At 35.9% G+C, this 14,449-nt stretch carries 15 protein-coding genes; 9 read left to right on the top strand and 6 right to left on the bottom strand.

Annotated elements, in window-relative coordinates; genetic code table 11:
- Positions 1–132 precede the first annotated feature (132 nt).
- From CWD90_RS22300 to CWD90_RS22280, 5 genes are all read left to right on the top strand, one after another.
- On the top strand, positions 133–588 hold the full coding sequence (locus CWD90_RS22300) for a DUF4442 domain-containing protein (RefSeq protein WP_103478267.1): 456 nt from the start codon (positions 133–135) through the stop codon (positions 586–588).
- Positions 589–742: 154 nt separating this feature from the next.
- The gene (locus CWD90_RS22295) at positions 743–1,540 is read left to right on the top strand and encodes a TIGR00266 family protein (RefSeq protein WP_103478266.1); all 798 of its coding nucleotides are present in this window, start codon (positions 743–745) and stop codon (positions 1,538–1,540) included.
- Between the two features lie 45 nt (positions 1,541–1,585).
- Positions 1,586–2,239 (top strand): DUF2461 domain-containing protein, encoded by a 654-nt coding sequence (locus CWD90_RS22290; protein ID WP_103478265.1) that lies wholly within the window; start codon positions 1,586–1,588, stop codon positions 2,237–2,239.
- A gap of 305 nt (positions 2,240–2,544) precedes the next feature.
- On the top strand, positions 2,545–3,132 hold the full coding sequence (gene nudK / locus CWD90_RS22285; RefSeq protein ID WP_103478269.1) for a GDP-mannose pyrophosphatase NudK: 588 nt from the start codon (positions 2,545–2,547) through the stop codon (positions 3,130–3,132).
- Positions 3,133–3,150: 18 nt separating this feature from the next.
- Positions 3,151–3,660 (top strand): peptide-methionine (S)-S-oxide reductase, encoded by a 510-nt coding sequence (locus CWD90_RS22280; protein WP_103478264.1) that lies wholly within the window; start codon positions 3,151–3,153, stop codon positions 3,658–3,660.
- On the opposite strand, the gene CWD90_RS22275 is transcribed toward CWD90_RS22280, so the two are convergent.
- The gene (locus tag CWD90_RS22275) at positions 3,654–4,967 is read right to left on the bottom strand and encodes a D-alanyl-D-alanine carboxypeptidase/D-alanyl-D-alanine-endopeptidase (protein WP_239986591.1); all 1,314 of its coding nucleotides are present in this window, start codon (positions 4,965–4,967) and stop codon (positions 3,654–3,656) included. The genes CWD90_RS22280 and CWD90_RS22275 overlap by 7 nt on opposite strands.
- Positions 4,968–5,069: 102 nt before the next feature.
- Between CWD90_RS22275 and CWD90_RS22270 the strand changes: the two genes are divergently transcribed.
- Positions 5,070–5,267, top strand: coding sequence for a hypothetical protein (locus CWD90_RS22270; RefSeq protein WP_103442351.1), 198 nt, complete (start codon positions 5,070–5,072; stop codon positions 5,265–5,267).
- A gap of 139 nt (positions 5,268–5,406) precedes the next feature.
- Positions 5,407–5,805 (top strand): hypothetical protein, encoded by a 399-nt coding sequence (locus CWD90_RS22265; protein WP_157941302.1) that lies wholly within the window; start codon positions 5,407–5,409, stop codon positions 5,803–5,805.
- Here the strand turns inward: CWD90_RS22265 and CWD90_RS22260 are convergent, their stop codons facing one another.
- The 4 genes from CWD90_RS22260 to CWD90_RS22245 form a co-directional block, all read right to left on the bottom strand.
- Positions 5,806–6,744 carry a LysR substrate-binding domain-containing protein gene (locus CWD90_RS22260; protein WP_103478262.1) on the bottom strand — a complete coding sequence of 313 codons (939 nt, stop codon included), beginning with the start codon at positions 6,742–6,744 and terminating at the stop codon, positions 5,806–5,808. It abuts the gene before it with no gap.
- A gap of 138 nt (positions 6,745–6,882) precedes the next feature.
- Positions 6,883–8,343: a TolC family protein gene (locus CWD90_RS22255; protein ID WP_103478261.1), complete on the bottom strand. Its 1,461-nt coding sequence runs from the start codon at positions 8,341–8,343 to the stop codon at positions 6,883–6,885.
- 65 nt (positions 8,344–8,408) lie between these two features.
- A complete protein-coding gene (locus tag CWD90_RS22250) occupies positions 8,409–9,779 on the bottom strand; it encodes an ABC transporter permease (protein WP_103478260.1) in 1,371 nt (456 codons plus the stop codon).
- A gap of 4 nt (positions 9,780–9,783) precedes the next feature.
- Positions 9,784–11,028: an efflux RND transporter periplasmic adaptor subunit gene (locus CWD90_RS22245; RefSeq protein WP_103478259.1), complete on the bottom strand. Its 1,245-nt coding sequence runs from the start codon at positions 11,026–11,028 to the stop codon at positions 9,784–9,786.
- 299 nt (positions 11,029–11,327) lie between these two features.
- On the opposite strand from CWD90_RS22245, the gene CWD90_RS22240 reads away from it, so the two are divergent.
- Positions 11,328–11,783 carry a Dps family protein gene (locus tag CWD90_RS22240; RefSeq protein WP_103478258.1) on the top strand — a complete coding sequence of 152 codons (456 nt, stop codon included), beginning with the start codon at positions 11,328–11,330 and terminating at the stop codon, positions 11,781–11,783.
- A gap of 123 nt (positions 11,784–11,906) precedes the next feature.
- On the opposite strand, the gene CWD90_RS22235 is transcribed toward CWD90_RS22240, so the two are convergent.
- The gene (locus CWD90_RS22235; RefSeq protein ID WP_103478257.1) at positions 11,907–12,890 is read right to left on the bottom strand and encodes a ParB/RepB/Spo0J family partition protein; all 984 of its coding nucleotides are present in this window, start codon (positions 12,888–12,890) and stop codon (positions 11,907–11,909) included.
- A 536-nt stretch (positions 12,891–13,426) separates the two neighbouring features.
- Here CWD90_RS22235 and CWD90_RS23250 point away from each other — a divergent pair.
- Positions 13,427–13,597 (top strand): DUF6747 family protein, encoded by a 171-nt coding sequence (locus CWD90_RS23250; protein ID WP_192878059.1) that lies wholly within the window; start codon positions 13,427–13,429, stop codon positions 13,595–13,597.
- The last annotated feature ends 852 nt before the right edge of the window (positions 13,598–14,449 follow it).

Raw genomic sequence — 14,449 nt, 5'->3', positions numbered from 1 at the left:
AAACAAAATGATACAAAAGCAAGCTTTTATTATGGCTTTTATGAATATGTTCGCTCATACCCACAAAAATACATATCATTACGCTACACCCGAGGCAGAGCCTCGGGGAATTCTATAGATTAAACAACACTTATGGCATCCGATGCGAGTAAAATTAATGTCTTCAGCTTTTTTAAGTTACCCGCGGTATGGTGGACCGGAGTCCGTCTAAGGTATATTGATGACCAAAAGGCTATTGTGACCGTTAGACATAGGTGGATCAATCAAAATCCATTTAAATCTTTGTTTTGGGCCGTTCAGGGAATGGCGGCTGAATTAACTACAGGAGCTATGGTAATGAGCCAAATCAAGAAAAGTGGCAGAAATGTTTCGATGCTTGTGGCGAACAACAATGCCAATTTTTCCAAGAAAGCTACTGGTAGAATTACTTTTACATGTGAGGATGGCCATCTTATAGCCGATGCCATAAAGAATACCATTGCAACAGGAGAGGGGCAGACCGTTTGGATGAAATCCGTTGGGGTTAATGAAGAAGGAATAGTAGTTTCTACCTTTAATTTTGAATGGACCCTTAGAGTTAAGGGTTAATGTAATAATGTCCCATTTACTAATAAATCAACGTACCAAAGAATCAACGTACCAACGTACCAATGAATCTGGGAAGTAGTGCACCAATGTAACAAAACAGTATTTTTGGTTACCAATAGGCTATAACAATTATAAAACTATTAAACTTGAAATAATGAATGCACACGAAATAGACTATGAGATTTATGGAGAGGAAATGCAATATGTAGAAATTGAATTGGATCCACAGGAAGCGGTCGTGGCGGAAGCAGGTAGCTTTATGATGATGGATTCCGACATTAAGATGGACACTATTTTTGGAGATGGTTCCAATCAGGACAACAGTGTTTTAGGGAAATTGTTCTCTGCAGGTAAACGATTGCTGACTGGGGAAAGCCTTTTTATGACGGCATTTTTAAATATTGGTCAAGGAAAAAAACAAGTAAGTTTTGCCTCCCCGTATCCAGGTAAAATTATTCCGATAGACCTTACTGAATTTCAAGGAAAGTTTATTTGTCAGAAAGATGCCTTTTTATGTGCAGCAAAAGGGGTTTCCGTTGGTATTGAATTTTCAAAAAAATTGGGTCGTGGACTTTTTGGAGGAGAAGGATTTATAATGCAAAAATTAGAGGGCGACGGAATGGCTTTTGTACATGCTGGTGGTACCACTGCTAAAAAAGTACTTGGCCCAGGAGAAACCCTAATGGTAGATACTGGCTGTATTATTGGTTTTACAAAGGATGTAGATTACGATATAGAATTTATTGGGGGTATTAAAAACACCATCTTTGGTGGTGAGGGACTTTTTTATGCCAGATTAAGGGGTCCAGGTACGGTCTATATACAGTCTTTGCCTTTTAGTCGCTTGGCCGGAAGGGTATTGGCATCTATACCAAGAGGAGGCAAGGATAAGGGTGAAGGAAGTCTTTTGGGAGGCTTGGGTAATCTTTTGGATGGAGATAATCGATTTTAGTGACTTTAAAGTTCTTTTGAATACCTATAAAATTTAAGCTAAATAATGAATTTTGATTCCCTATTTCAATTTCTTACCCAACTCAATCAGAACAATTCCAAGGAATGGATGGATAAAAACCGGAAATGGTACAAAGAAGTAAGGGATGATTATATCGGATGGTTGAATGATTTAGATAGTGAATTGGCGCAAATAGATAATGAATATTATAGCACGCCGGGCAAGAAAGGAATAAATCGCATCAATAATAATTTGATGTTTCATCCCCATAAACCGATATACAAGGACCATTTTGGAGCAGGGTTGGATAAGGCGCCCAATACGGGGGATTTTTATATTGAGATTGGCCTTGGTGAGTCTATGTTGGCCGGTGGAATTTGGAGACCTGATTCCAGGACGTTACGAAGTATTCGTGAGGCCATCGACTATGACGGTGAGGAACTCAAAAAAATCCTAAATAAAAAATCATTTAAAGAAACCTTTGGGACTTTGGTTGTAGATGTAGCCTTAAAAACAGCACCCAAGGGATTTTCCAATGATCATCAACATATCGAGCTTTTGCGCAATAAAACCTTTGCCGTAATGCATCCCTTGACCCAGGAAGAAATATTACAAACCAATTTTAAAGAGAAGGTAATCTCCGTCTATTTGGAAATGCTGCCCTTTAGAAGGTATTTGAACAAAGCGGTTACGGTCTAAGGACGAAGGTTTAAGCATTTGAATAAAACCGATCCGTCATTGCCAGAAACAGTGGCGACGAAGCAATTTATTCCTTCAATAAGCAGATTGCCGCACTACCACGGCAATGACGAGAAAAATGTCCGTTAGAGCAATTCCCGATAACTATCCGGAATTCCATAAAAAAGACTTTATCTTGTTAATTAGGCAATTCTTACTTGTAGTACAATAAATTCTATTTACCCTGTTCAAAATGAAATTTATCCTTACTGTTATCTTGGGATTTAAAATCCCTAGATTTGTATGAAAACAAAAACCTCCCACAATTGAAAAACGAAAAAGTAAGAAACATAAAAAGGGAACTATTATCCGATAATTGGTATAAACTAGAAAAGATAAGCTTTGATTATCAAAAAGCCGATGGCAGTTGGGAAGCCCAATCCAGGGAGGCCTATGATAGAGGAAATGGGGCAGCTATCCTGTTGTACAACACCAAGAAGGGAACGGTTATCCTTACTAGGCAGTTTAGAATGCCAACGTACATCAACGGCAACGATACTGGGATGATGATAGAGGTTTGTGCCGGATTGTTGGATGGTGATAACCCTGAGGACTGTATTAAAAAGGAGACGGAGGAGGAAACAGGATATAAATTGGAACGGGTACAAAAGGTATTCGAATCTTTTATGTCTCCTGGTTCGGTAACCGAAATCCTATATTTTTTTATTGGTTCTTACGAAGAAAAAATGAAGGTGAGCGATGGTGGTGGTGCGGAAACTGAAACAGAAAATATTGATGTGCTGGAGTTGACATTTGATAAGGCTTTGGCCATGATGGCCTCTGGTGAAATAAAGGATGCCAAAACCATAATGCTTTTGCAATATGCTAAAATTAATGGGTTATTTTCCAATTAGTTTTACGACTAAATTATTATGGAAATAAATCATAAAATTGCTTTTGGGGGTGGATGCCATTGGTGTACAGAAGCGATTTATCAATCCCTGAAGGGGGTTAGATTGGTAGAACAGGGATTTGTTGCTTCAAAAGGGGAGGAGTCCTCCTTTTCCGAAGCTGTAATCGTGCATTTCGATCCGAGGTACATAGACCTCGAAGACTTGATCTTAATACATCTGTATACCCATAAATCGACATCCGATCATAGCATGCGTAAAAAATATAGATCGGCCATTTATACTTTTAACCTATTAGATACTGAAAGGGCGATTGTAGCTCTACAGTATCACCAAGCGCATTTTAAAAAACCTTTGGTGACCAAGGTACTTCCGTTTGGGGATTTTAAGATTTCGGACAAGGCATTTCGAAATTATTATTTTAACGATCCAGAGAAACCTTTTTGTGAGACCTTTATAGCCCCAAAACTTAGGCTTTTGTTGTTAAAATTTGGGAAGCATGTAGATGAAAATAAGGTCTTGGGTCAATAGTTATCCCTTATTATTTCGAAGATGGATTGCATTTGTTGTTTTACCTCTGCGGTGCTATTTGTGAAATGATTGTTCATAAAGCTAAATATCAGGGTTTTTCCCGAACGGGTAATCAGAAATCCACTGAGGCAATAATTATTGCCTAGAGACCCAGATTTAGCGTAGATATAAGGGCGGTCATTGCCATTAAATCGGTCTTTTAAAGTTCCGGATAAGCCACCTACAGGGAAAAAGTTAAAAAGACGGTCCCTAGGTATTTCTTGGTACATTTTATTCAGCACATATACAAGGGTTTCTGGTGTAAACAGATTGTAACGGGAAAGGCCGGAACCATCTACCCATCGCGGCGGTTGTTTAAGCTCCTGTAAATAATTTTCCAAAATATACCTTCTCGTTTTAGCGCTGTTCAAGGTATCTGAAAGGGTAGAGGAGCTTAAAATCAATAATTGTTCCGCGAGAAAATTATCACTTAGCTGCATCATTCTTTTGTACACCGAATCTGACGGAACACCGTACAATATTTGCTTTTCTTTATTGGGCATCTTTTGTACAATATCCACCTTTTTAAGAAGTACTTCTTCCAATAGATTTTTGGTAAGTGTGCTATCTATCATATAAGGGCTTTCCAAAGTATCTTTTCTCTGTTTATCAAAATAAAATGTATTGCTATACAATTCCCTGTTTACTCCATAGCTGATAGGTATTACTTGATTTAGAAAATGGCCTGGGGTAACTTTTAAGTCCTCCTTATTAAAGATAGTTACCACATTACCATAAATGGGCAAACCACTTCTTTCCGGACTATAATATTGGTCATAGTCCTCCCATGCCCAACCTGGGCCATATCTGTTTTCCTTAAAATTATTTAAATGCAGGGAAACGTTGCTGTATTCTTGGGCCAATTTTATGGCGCTGCTATCTGCGAAGTAAGGATGTAACAATGTTGGGTCGCCTGTACCTTCCATATAAAGAGTGTCGTTTCTAACAACATATTTTAGGGCTGGAATCCTATCAGGTAATGTTTTAAGCGATGCAAATAAGGTAACTATTTTGGTGTTACTGGCAGGAGTAAAGTATTTATGGCTGTTATGGCTAAACACAGTATCCTTTTTTACGGGGTCATAGATAAGTATGCCCTGGAAGTAATCACCAGTTGCCTTTGTACTTAGTTGTTTGTTAATTTCTTTGGATAACTTATTGTTATGTAAAGTCTTACACCCTAAAAAAATTATTGATAAACACACTAAGGTGAACACCCTAAGCATTTTTTTATTGCCAGAAAAGGGCAATTGAAATTGTACGTTCATCGACTTTAACATCCTTTTATCTATTATTTAACGTAATGACGGCAATAATATATATCTTTTATTGGTTATCTTAGTCCAAGCAACCTAAAATTATTTTGAAATATGGCAAGAGCTATGTTAGAGTACACTAAAACCGTACTGCAAAAGGTTAGTTTTGATACAAAGTTATTTTGCAAAGAACTAGAAAAGGCAGTGACAAGACTATTACCATTTGAAATAGAAGAATTAAAACTCTGGTTGAAACAATTTATTTTTGACAAGCCAGAACTACAACAAAGCTTACTTTATTTAAAAGCTTAGATACAAGCCACCCTTAAAAGGTGGCTTTTTTATGGCTTCTTTAGTAGCCACGAAGCAGTAAAATTATAATTGTGTTGACCTGAATACAACTTTTTAGGTCAATTCAACCGTATATAATTGCGGACCCCCAATTTTATTTATGATGAAATATTTAACCTACGTATTTATCCTGTTCATTTTTAGCTGTGGAAAGGATGAAGATACCTTGCCTTTAATTACCAATGAACTTCTAGGGAAATGGCAATTGGAATCAACAAAAATAAGTCCTGGCGACATTGTAGAAAATTGGACAACAGTAGCCAATGGAGCTATATTTGAATTTAAGGCAAATGGATCCTATACCCATAACGAGAAGGCTTGTGGCGGTATTGTAAATGGAATCTTCAGTACAAATGACCAGATTTTAACATTGAGATATCACTGCGAAAACAATGCAATAGAGACCAGTTTCAATATGAATTTTGCGGAAGGAAGGCTTATATTGTCAAATGTAGGTTGTATTGAAGAATGCTCTTATAAATATCGAAAAATGGAATAACTATTTGTTTAACGGGCTTATAATTTTTACATCCTGAAAAGCAATAGCACCTCTTACCACACTGGCAATAACATCATATAATGCTTCGGTAATCTGTATTTTAAGTTCACTTTTATGATAAATAAGACTGACTTCCCTTGCCGGTGATGGATTTTTAAAGAATTTAAGATTCTGCTTCTTTTTCTCATCCAGATCTATAGTGTTTAGGAAGGGTAGGAGCGTCATGCCCAAACCTTCGTTGGACAGGTTGATCAGTGTTTCAAAACTACCACTTTGTAATTGAAAGTGTTCTTCCTCATAATTTTTGGAGGCATTGCATAAATTTATTACCCCATCCCTAAAACAGTGTCCGTCCCTTAAAAGCAAAACATCTGAAATTTCCAAATCTTCAGGTATCAATTCTGATACCTGTCCCAATCTATGGTTTGGCGGAACATAGCCAACAAAAGGTTCATAATAGAGAGGGCGTTCCTTAATAAATTGGATTTCCAAAGGCGTAGCTGCAATGGCCGCATCAATATGGCCATCTTGTAAATTTCTGATTAGATTTTCGGTGTTTTGTTCCTTTATGATCAGATTTACTTTAGGATATTTCTTAATAAAGGTTCGCAGGAACATGGGCAATAAGGTGGGCATAATGGTGGGAATTATACCTAAGGTAAACTCCCCTCCTATAAACCCTTTTTCTTGGTCTACAATATCCTTGATACGGTTGGCCTCATTGACAATATTCTTGGCCTGAGCAACAATTTTTGCACCGACTTCGGTTATGGTGATGGGTTTTTTACTTCTATCGAAAATTAATATGTCCAATTCATCCTCCAACTTTTGCACTTGCATGCTTAAAGTAGGTTGGGTAACAAAGCTTTTTTCGGCTGCCAAGGTAAAATTTTGGTATTCGGCCACGGCTAGTACATATTGCAGTTGTGTAATGGTCATAAAGTATCCTTTAAAGGGATAAAATTATGAAAACTAAAAACAAAACCTGAACTGTTTAGCGGTTACTTATAAATTCTTTTTTTAGTGCTGTGATTGTGGTAGCCGATCATTTGATATATACCTATAATATTTAGACGCTTAATCAGCAATTATATTCTCCGCTTCAATCTTTTTGTCATTGATAAAATCGTAAAGGGTTAGTTTTCTCAAAGTATAATAATCTGTCCAAAAATTTTCCAAAGAATTTAAATAATCAATTTCGGCCTTATCTTTTTCTTGTTGTGCCAGATTTAAATCGGTAATAGTAATTTTCCCAAGTATATATCTCTCCTTGGTAATTGTATAGCGTTTAATGGCAATCTCTTTAGCCTTTTCCGAAGTGGAAAGAAAATCACGCTTACTGGACCAATTTAATATATGCAGGTAGATCTCTTGTTCAAAGGCCTGTTGTTCTTGTTTAATATTTGTTTCTACCAAACCTAAATCCGCCTCTCCCATTTTTCTTTCGGATTTGGATACACCCCAATCAAAAATGGGAATGCCTAATCTTACAGATACCCTTTGTTGTCTATCATAATCCTGAAACAAGGCATCATAATCCTCGGCGCGTTTATTTAATCCAAAATTGGCATTAACATTAATTTCCAACCTATTGTTTCCTTTTATTTGAGCCAGATTTCTTTCCGCTTCCAAACGCCTCCTTCTAAATTCTATAACAGACTTTCTATTATTGGTAGCTTCATCCAGAGCGGTTTGCACACTCACCTCAAAATCTACCAGTTTCTCGGGAATGAAGAGTTCTATGTCCTCGGTTTTCAATTCTAAATAACGGGCTAGATTTTGAGAGGTCCTTTTAAGTAGGATGGTATTTGTTGTAACTTCATTTTTCGAATTTAAATGTCCGAGTTCCATTTGCAATAGCTCATTTTCAGCAATTTTTCCAATTTCGAACCTCCCTTTGGCAATTTGTAATAAGGTGTCTTGGGTGGCCAAATTTTTCTTGGAATTTTTTAATCTCATTTGTGCCGTCAATAATCCAAAATACCTTTGGCAACTACTTAGGGAAATATCCTCCATCCGCTCTATAAAATCGCGTTTGGATTCCTCGTATTTTAATGGTTCTATTTGCCTGTCCCACTTATAGGGATTAAAGAATAAGGAATTTTGATAGTAATTAACGGAAAATGGGGTTAGGGAGTAATTACTGTTTTCATCAGCACCAAAACGATCAATTCTTTGGATTTGGGAATTAAGGGAAAGGTTACCTCCAGTAAATGGAACCCGCTGATCTATGGACAAAGTACCATCTATTCTGGATTGATTTTGATTTACGAAAATATCCTGACCCTCGTCATTGGTAATTCTTGTAATGGATTTAGAATAATCCGGCAAAGTGGCCGATAATCTAAATTGGGGCAAAAATTGGGCTACATAAGTTCTGTATTTCCAATAACTTGCTTGTGATTGATTTAGTACGGCTTGGTATTCAGGAGAGTTTTTTTTCGCCATTTCAATGGCCTCGGTAAGCGTAAGCTTTTTGGTCTGTCCCAGTACAACAAGATTTGAACAAAGGAACAACAACAAAATACATTTTTTCATTTTGGACTGTTTTGATTGATATAAATGGGGAGGGTAATCGTATTATATGTTATCGGAATATTGTTTTATTCTCGTCTAATGGCCTCTATTGGGTTTTTATTGGCTGCAGATTTAGCAGGTAGCACCCCAAATGCCAAGCCTATGAAGGTGGCTACAAAAAAGGATAAAATAATGGAGTTCAATGAAAGTATGGTCTCTATTCCCGTTGCCAGTTCCAATCCGTATGATGCCACAATTCCCAATATTATTCCTATTATTCCACCACCTAAGCTTATTAAAACGGACTCCGATAAAAATTGTAGAATTACATCTTGTTTGGTAGCTCCTATTGCCCGCATAATGCCAATTTCTTTTGTCCGCTCAAGCACCGAGGCCAACATAATATTCATAATGCCGATACCGCCAATAAGGAGGGATATACCTGCAATTACACTAAGCACAATATTGAATATCTGTTTCGTTTTCTGCTGTTGTTTTAACAATTGTATGGGGATGGTAATTTCAAAATCCAAGACATCATTATGCTTTCTTTTAAGGAGTTTACTCAGTACTTCAGCGGTCGATTTTAGTTCATTGGAATTGTTCACCTGCACCGTTAATTTGTCCAATTGGTGGTAATTACCCCTTGGGATTCTCTTTTTGGGTCCGTTGTTGGCACCACCAATCATGATCATGCCTCCTCCACTAAAATCGAGGGGTTCATCGGAAATAATTTTTCTATCTTTATAACGAACCAAAAATGTCTTGACAGGAATGTAAATATCTTGATTAAGATCTCGGATGCCTAGGTTTTCCTGTGCCTTCTCTGAAATAAGTTTTTCTTCGATTATTCCAATTACCTGAAGCCAAACGTCCTTAACCTTGATTTGTTTACCAATGGCGCTCTCGCCAGGGAATAATTTTTTTTCTACTTTTTCACCAATAATACAGACCGAAGCGGCATTTACAGAATGCTCCTCGGAGAAGTTGGTGCCTTTACCTATATGAATGTTCGTAGTTTGAAAAAAGGAATTGGTAACCCCTATTAATTTAACCGAATTTTGCCTTCCTTTATTGATTACATATGTTTCCAGGATTATTTCGGGACTAATTGCTTTTATGGTAGGAATGTTATTTGTTATACTTGCAACATCCAATAGATCCAATCCTTTTGAAAATCGGGTAGTTTCCCTGGCACCCTCCTCGTCTTCGCTGGCGTTTTCATCTTCCTCATCCGGAATTGGGGTTACAACAATGTTGTTTACGCCTACCAGCTCCAGCTGTGCTAAAATCTCTTTTTCGGCCCCATTCCCAATAGACAACATGGTAATTACGGCTGCAACACCAAAAATGATTCCCAAAGCAGTTAAAAAAGTTCTAACCTTATTGATGGTCACTACACGAATGGCCTCACTGAAGTTGGAGACGATTTGTTCTAGAAGTATCTTATCTATCATAAAATTAATTTAAGGACTGTATGCTCTTTTCTTCCAATCCTTCTGGTTTGCTCAGATATACAACTTCACTTTCGTTCAAACCTTTTTTTATGATTACAACATCCAAATTGGATTCGCCCATTTCTATTTGCTTTTTATCAATGGACATACCGGACTTGGCGTATACAAAACTTATGGAATCCTGTGAAAACACGGCTTCCAATGGTACCATTAAAACATCCTCTTCCTTATGTATCAGAATCCTATTTGAGGTGGTCATTCCTGGTCTAACATTTTCATTGTTTTCATCAAAATTCACCAATACCTGAAAGAGTTTAATGTCCGACCCTCTTTTTTCTTCTCCAACATTGGCCACATTGGTTATGGTTCCTTTTACCGTTACATCCGGGAAGGCATCAAAACCTATAACCACGGGAAGATCCTTTTTAATTTTTCTTATATCCACCTCATTGGCATAGGTCTTGGATTCCATTTTGGTAAGGTCTGGAAGAGTGGCAATGGCAGGATCCCACATACTAATCGACGATCCGACTTTTCTTTTGGATCCATCCCAGTTTTTGGCATAGGTTACCATTCCGTTGGCATCGGAGTGTATGGTGAAGGATTTTTGAAGGTTCCTAAGCTCGTCCAACATTTTACTAATTTTGGATACTTCCGTTCCAACTTCGACCATTTTGGCCATGGCTTTCTGTTCCTTAATTTTATAATCCTCGGTTTTTTCTTTTAGATCTCGTTCCAGCCGCTCAATACCTATTTCAAGCTTTTTTATAGTGGCAGGTGGTTCGTAAATAGATTGTTTAAGTTCCAACCTATTTTCTTGGAGATCAAATAACAAATCTTTTATAGCTGTCCTTTCCTGCTTCAAGGTCAAAGTAGTGTCCAACTGTTCTTGGGTATACTTGGATTGAGCAGTTTCCAAGTTTAACTGGGCATCCAATATCTGTTCATTTACCTCTGAGGGATCTAATCTTCCCACATAATCACCTTCTTTGACTAAAGAACCTTCTGGGATGAGATCTTGAATTTTGACATCCCGAAGTTTAAATTTCCGAATGTCATCAGGGCCATTAATTTTTTTCAAACTGGTCGATTGAGCCTCTCCTGAGATAATTACTTCATTTAGAAAAGCGCCCTTTACAACCTTGGTGGTAATGGCTACATCTTCATCTGTAGTGTTCCCGAACAAAGTGTAGCCTAAAAGAACAAGAACAACGGGTATACCAAATAGTAGTAGTTTTTTTTTATTCATTTCAATTGGTTTAGTTATAGGGGGTTAAGTAAATTTAAGCCAGTACCTTATTATTCAATAAGATATTTTGTTATTGTTTTCTTAATTTATTGTAAAATCTACAGTTAGGATTTAGGTAATTATATATTTTACAATTTTTGTGTTAAATTGTTAATTATGTCATCAATAATTATACCATTGTCCAAGCTTACGTTTAAGCTATCATATATTACTATATGATTATAAAATCAATCAATAAATCTACCTTTTATACGGCGCAGGAATGCTGTAATTTCGTGGTACACTAAAAAGAATTTATTATGCAAATAAACAGTATAGGTTTGGATGTATCCAAGTCCAAAGCCCTGAGTAAGGATTTAAATCAATTATTGGCAAACTTTCAGCGGTATTATCAAAATCTAAGGGGAATTCATTGGAATATTAAAGGGAAAAGATTTTTTGACCTTCACGTTAAATTCGAGGAATTGTACACCGATGCCAATTTGAAAGTAGATGAAATTGCGGAACGTATTCTAACTTTGGGGGGTGTGCCCTTACATACTTTTGAAGATTATATAAGTAGTTCAAAGGTACCTGTTGGTAAAAATATTACTAAGGATGAAGAAGCCATACGATTAATTGTTGATTCTCTCTCCCAGCTTCTTACAATTGAAAGGGGAATTTTGGATGCTTCCGACGAGGCATCGGATGAAGGAACTAATTCTATGATGAGCGAATTTATTACGCATAAAGTATGTATAATACCATCACTATGATTAAATAACTGTATTTCAATTCCTTAGGCCTTTTATGTGGCCTTTATTTTTTTAACGCTGATTATGAAAGGCAAACGATCCTCAATCTATTATATATTTAGTGAGTTTGTAAACTCACTAAAATTATCCTTTTAACTCCAAATAAACCTTACTCACAGTCTTGTCACCATTTTCAATGAAATGAAATTGAGAAGAATCCGTATCGCGTATATATTCCAATTTATATAACTGTGATTGAGAGATTCCTGTTTTATTAAAGAGGTATTTTCTCATTGGCAACCCATCCATGACAATCTTTTTTTCCTTGTTTCCAAGTTTCGATATTTCATTTTTTAAATGATTATATTCTTCCAACTTATCGAGTGTTGTTTTTGTAGTAGATTCAATGAAATATGGGCTTATGGGTCTTTTTATTACTTGAATTGTTTGCCATCCTAGATTCTTACAACATCTATATCTTCTTTTGCCGTTAATTATGATATTGGTTTTACTATCTACTAATATCGGCTCTAACAATCCAAATGACTCTATATCTGAACGGAGTTTTGAATCATCATACTCCCATATGGTAGGATAAGTCGTATTTGGTTTGATGGAGTTAATCCCGACCATCTCTATCTTGTCATCTGCTGTTGGCCTATACGGTTCACCGTATTTCTCAAATAGTTTCTTACGTTCAATCTCTACGATTCCATGCTTTTCATAGATGGCATAGTATTCTTCACAGTTGTATATACTTTCATTAAGATCCTTTGCTAACAATTGGATGAAGCGAGCATCAACCTGTGTTTTGGGTTTATATCTCTTGGGCGGACTGTAGCTATATTTTTTACGTGGTATTTTTTGTATGCAAAAGGTATAGAAATGGTTAATATCCGTCCTGTTCCATTTTGATATATCCCTTTTACTAACTCCTTGCAACACATGAGAAAAGTTTAATATATCTGAAATTTGATCAATGATATCCCTATCATCAATATTCTTCATATAATTCGTTATCAACCAGAATTGTTTTTTTATCAAATCCAAATCACTTTCATTTAATGTGGATATCCAATCGGGATCTTGAATTTCTGTAATATTCTTTATAACCTCACTTACCTTCATAAACCGAAAGTTATACTTTTTGTAGTTAAATTACAGATTTGAACTTATGTTTTTGAAACTAAAAAAACCACAGAATTGTTCTGTGGTTCATTTCATTCAATTTAGATGAGAGGGTGTTATTTTATTTAAAAAAACAATTATAGTAATGCATGTTGGTATGAAGCAACACAACCTTAAAGCATTTCCACAGTGTAACCTATGACAACATGTAGTAAAACATATCAGTATACTATTCTGATATGCATCGGTTAATTAACCTTCGTTACATTATCAATTCTCGAAAGTGTAACTAATATATATACCTAGTTACATTGTATTCTCATGATAAGGAATTTATAACCCAATTTTTTTGTCATTCAACCTCTAGATTTACTTTTGAACCTATAAGCTGAATTAAGCTCTGGTCGATTAAATGACTAATCTGACTATGTATTACAATTGAAATGAAGTTCAACCCCAAATAAACTCACTTTTGTCGAATTATCATTCTAGACCCAGTTGATAGCCTGAACTTTGTTTCAAATAAAATCCCAAATATGAAAACAATTCTACTTATTAAAGATGTCTATTTAGAAGGCTTCCAAGACCTTGGCAGAAATATTGTCAAACACTATTTTAAGGCTTTTGCATGGTTCACCGCAGCCATGTTTGCAATAGTTCTTTATGCATTTATATTCAGGTTGATTTCTGGCTTTGCCTTTGATTAAAAAATAGGGAATGAATAAGAAGTTAAATTACGATAAAACACTTGTAATTATAGGCGGTTTGTTTGTTGTTTCTATTTTGTTAATAATAGCCGAAATGATTATTGAAGCATAAAGGACAGTGTCTCCGGCCTTTGAAGCAAAAAATGTGTAGTATTCCAATTATAACAATAAAAAGAACCACAGAATAAATACTGTGGTTCTTTTATCGTTAGTAAATACGGAGGTATGAGTTCAAAAAAATTATAGAATACCAGTGCCAGTAGTAATACTCCCTTAGGCAGAACAAGAAAGGATTAATTAACCAAAGAAGGATTATATACGAAAACAATGTATTCTCAACGAACTAATAAAACCTTTGGTCCAATAAACGAATTAATTGACAAGTGGTCGAATGGTTTGATAGGAAATGTTTAATATGGCGTTTTGCTAGTATAACAATACTAAAAATAGATATGGAAAAAATATACACGACAGATAGTAAAAATTGTAAACTTGTTAAAACTCAACCTCAAACTATAAAATTTTTGTTGAACTATTCTAAATCAATAAAATTTATAGAAGTTAATGGCCTAAATTTCGAAAGTAATTTGAATTAAGTTTTAGGGCTATCGTTTTTAAAGCTTTACATGTAACTTATCCTTTTTCATTTTTAAACATCTCACGTGTATTCTTACTACGGATCAAACTATTCAATTCCTTCATATAATTAAATCTGACTTGTGACAGTGTGGATACGCTAGAGCAAGCTGACCCCTCTACCTGGGGTTAAAAATGGTCAGAGAATGCATCTGCCGTTCTGTCGGATGCTGACCCCTCTACATTAAAAAAGATAGTCAAATTTTGGGTCTAGAT

The organism is Arenibacter catalasegens (assembly GCF_002909235.1).
Classification (GTDB): domain Bacteria; phylum Bacteroidota; class Bacteroidia; order Flavobacteriales; family Flavobacteriaceae; genus Arenibacter; species Arenibacter catalasegens.
Note: the sequence above shows the minus strand (reverse complement) of the source record. Positions and strands in the feature narration are given on the sequence as shown.

What these genes read in the sequence shown, in the direction of transcription:
- CWD90_RS22265 (WP_157941302.1), top strand. Translation starts at nt 5,407, where the DNA reads ATGATGAAATATTTAACCTACGTATTTATCCTGTTCATTTTTAGCTGT.
- CWD90_RS22290 (WP_103478265.1), top strand. Translation starts at nt 1,586, where the DNA reads ATGAATTTTGATTCCCTATTTCAATTTCTTACCCAACTCAATCAGAAC.
- CWD90_RS22300 (WP_103478267.1), top strand. Translation starts at nt 133, where the DNA reads ATGGCATCCGATGCGAGTAAAATTAATGTCTTCAGCTTTTTTAAGTTA.
- CWD90_RS22295 (WP_103478266.1), top strand. Translation starts at nt 743, where the DNA reads ATGAATGCACACGAAATAGACTATGAGATTTATGGAGAGGAAATGCAA.
- CWD90_RS22275 (WP_239986591.1), bottom strand. Translation starts at nt 4,967, where the DNA reads ATGAACGTACAATTTCAATTGCCCTTTTCTGGCAATAAAAAAATGCTT.
- CWD90_RS22280 (WP_103478264.1), top strand. Translation starts at nt 3,151, where the DNA reads ATGGAAATAAATCATAAAATTGCTTTTGGGGGTGGATGCCATTGGTGT.
- CWD90_RS22260 (WP_103478262.1), bottom strand. Translation starts at nt 6,744, where the DNA reads ATGACCATTACACAACTGCAATATGTACTAGCCGTGGCCGAATACCAA.
- CWD90_RS22245 (WP_103478259.1), bottom strand. Translation starts at nt 11,028, where the DNA reads ATGAATAAAAAAAAACTACTACTATTTGGTATACCCGTTGTTCTTGTT.
- CWD90_RS23250 (WP_192878059.1), top strand. Translation starts at nt 13,427, where the DNA reads ATGAAAACAATTCTACTTATTAAAGATGTCTATTTAGAAGGCTTCCAA.
- CWD90_RS22250 (WP_103478260.1), bottom strand. Translation starts at nt 9,779, where the DNA reads ATGATAGATAAGATACTTCTAGAACAAATCGTCTCCAACTTCAGTGAG.
- CWD90_RS22240 (WP_103478258.1), top strand. Translation starts at nt 11,328, where the DNA reads ATGCAAATAAACAGTATAGGTTTGGATGTATCCAAGTCCAAAGCCCTG.
- CWD90_RS22235 (WP_103478257.1), bottom strand. Translation starts at nt 12,890, where the DNA reads ATGAAGGTAAGTGAGGTTATAAAGAATATTACAGAAATTCAAGATCCC.
- CWD90_RS22255 (WP_103478261.1), bottom strand. Translation starts at nt 8,343, where the DNA reads ATGAAAAAATGTATTTTGTTGTTGTTCCTTTGTTCAAATCTTGTTGTA.
- CWD90_RS22270 (WP_103442351.1), top strand. Translation starts at nt 5,070, where the DNA reads ATGGCAAGAGCTATGTTAGAGTACACTAAAACCGTACTGCAAAAGGTT.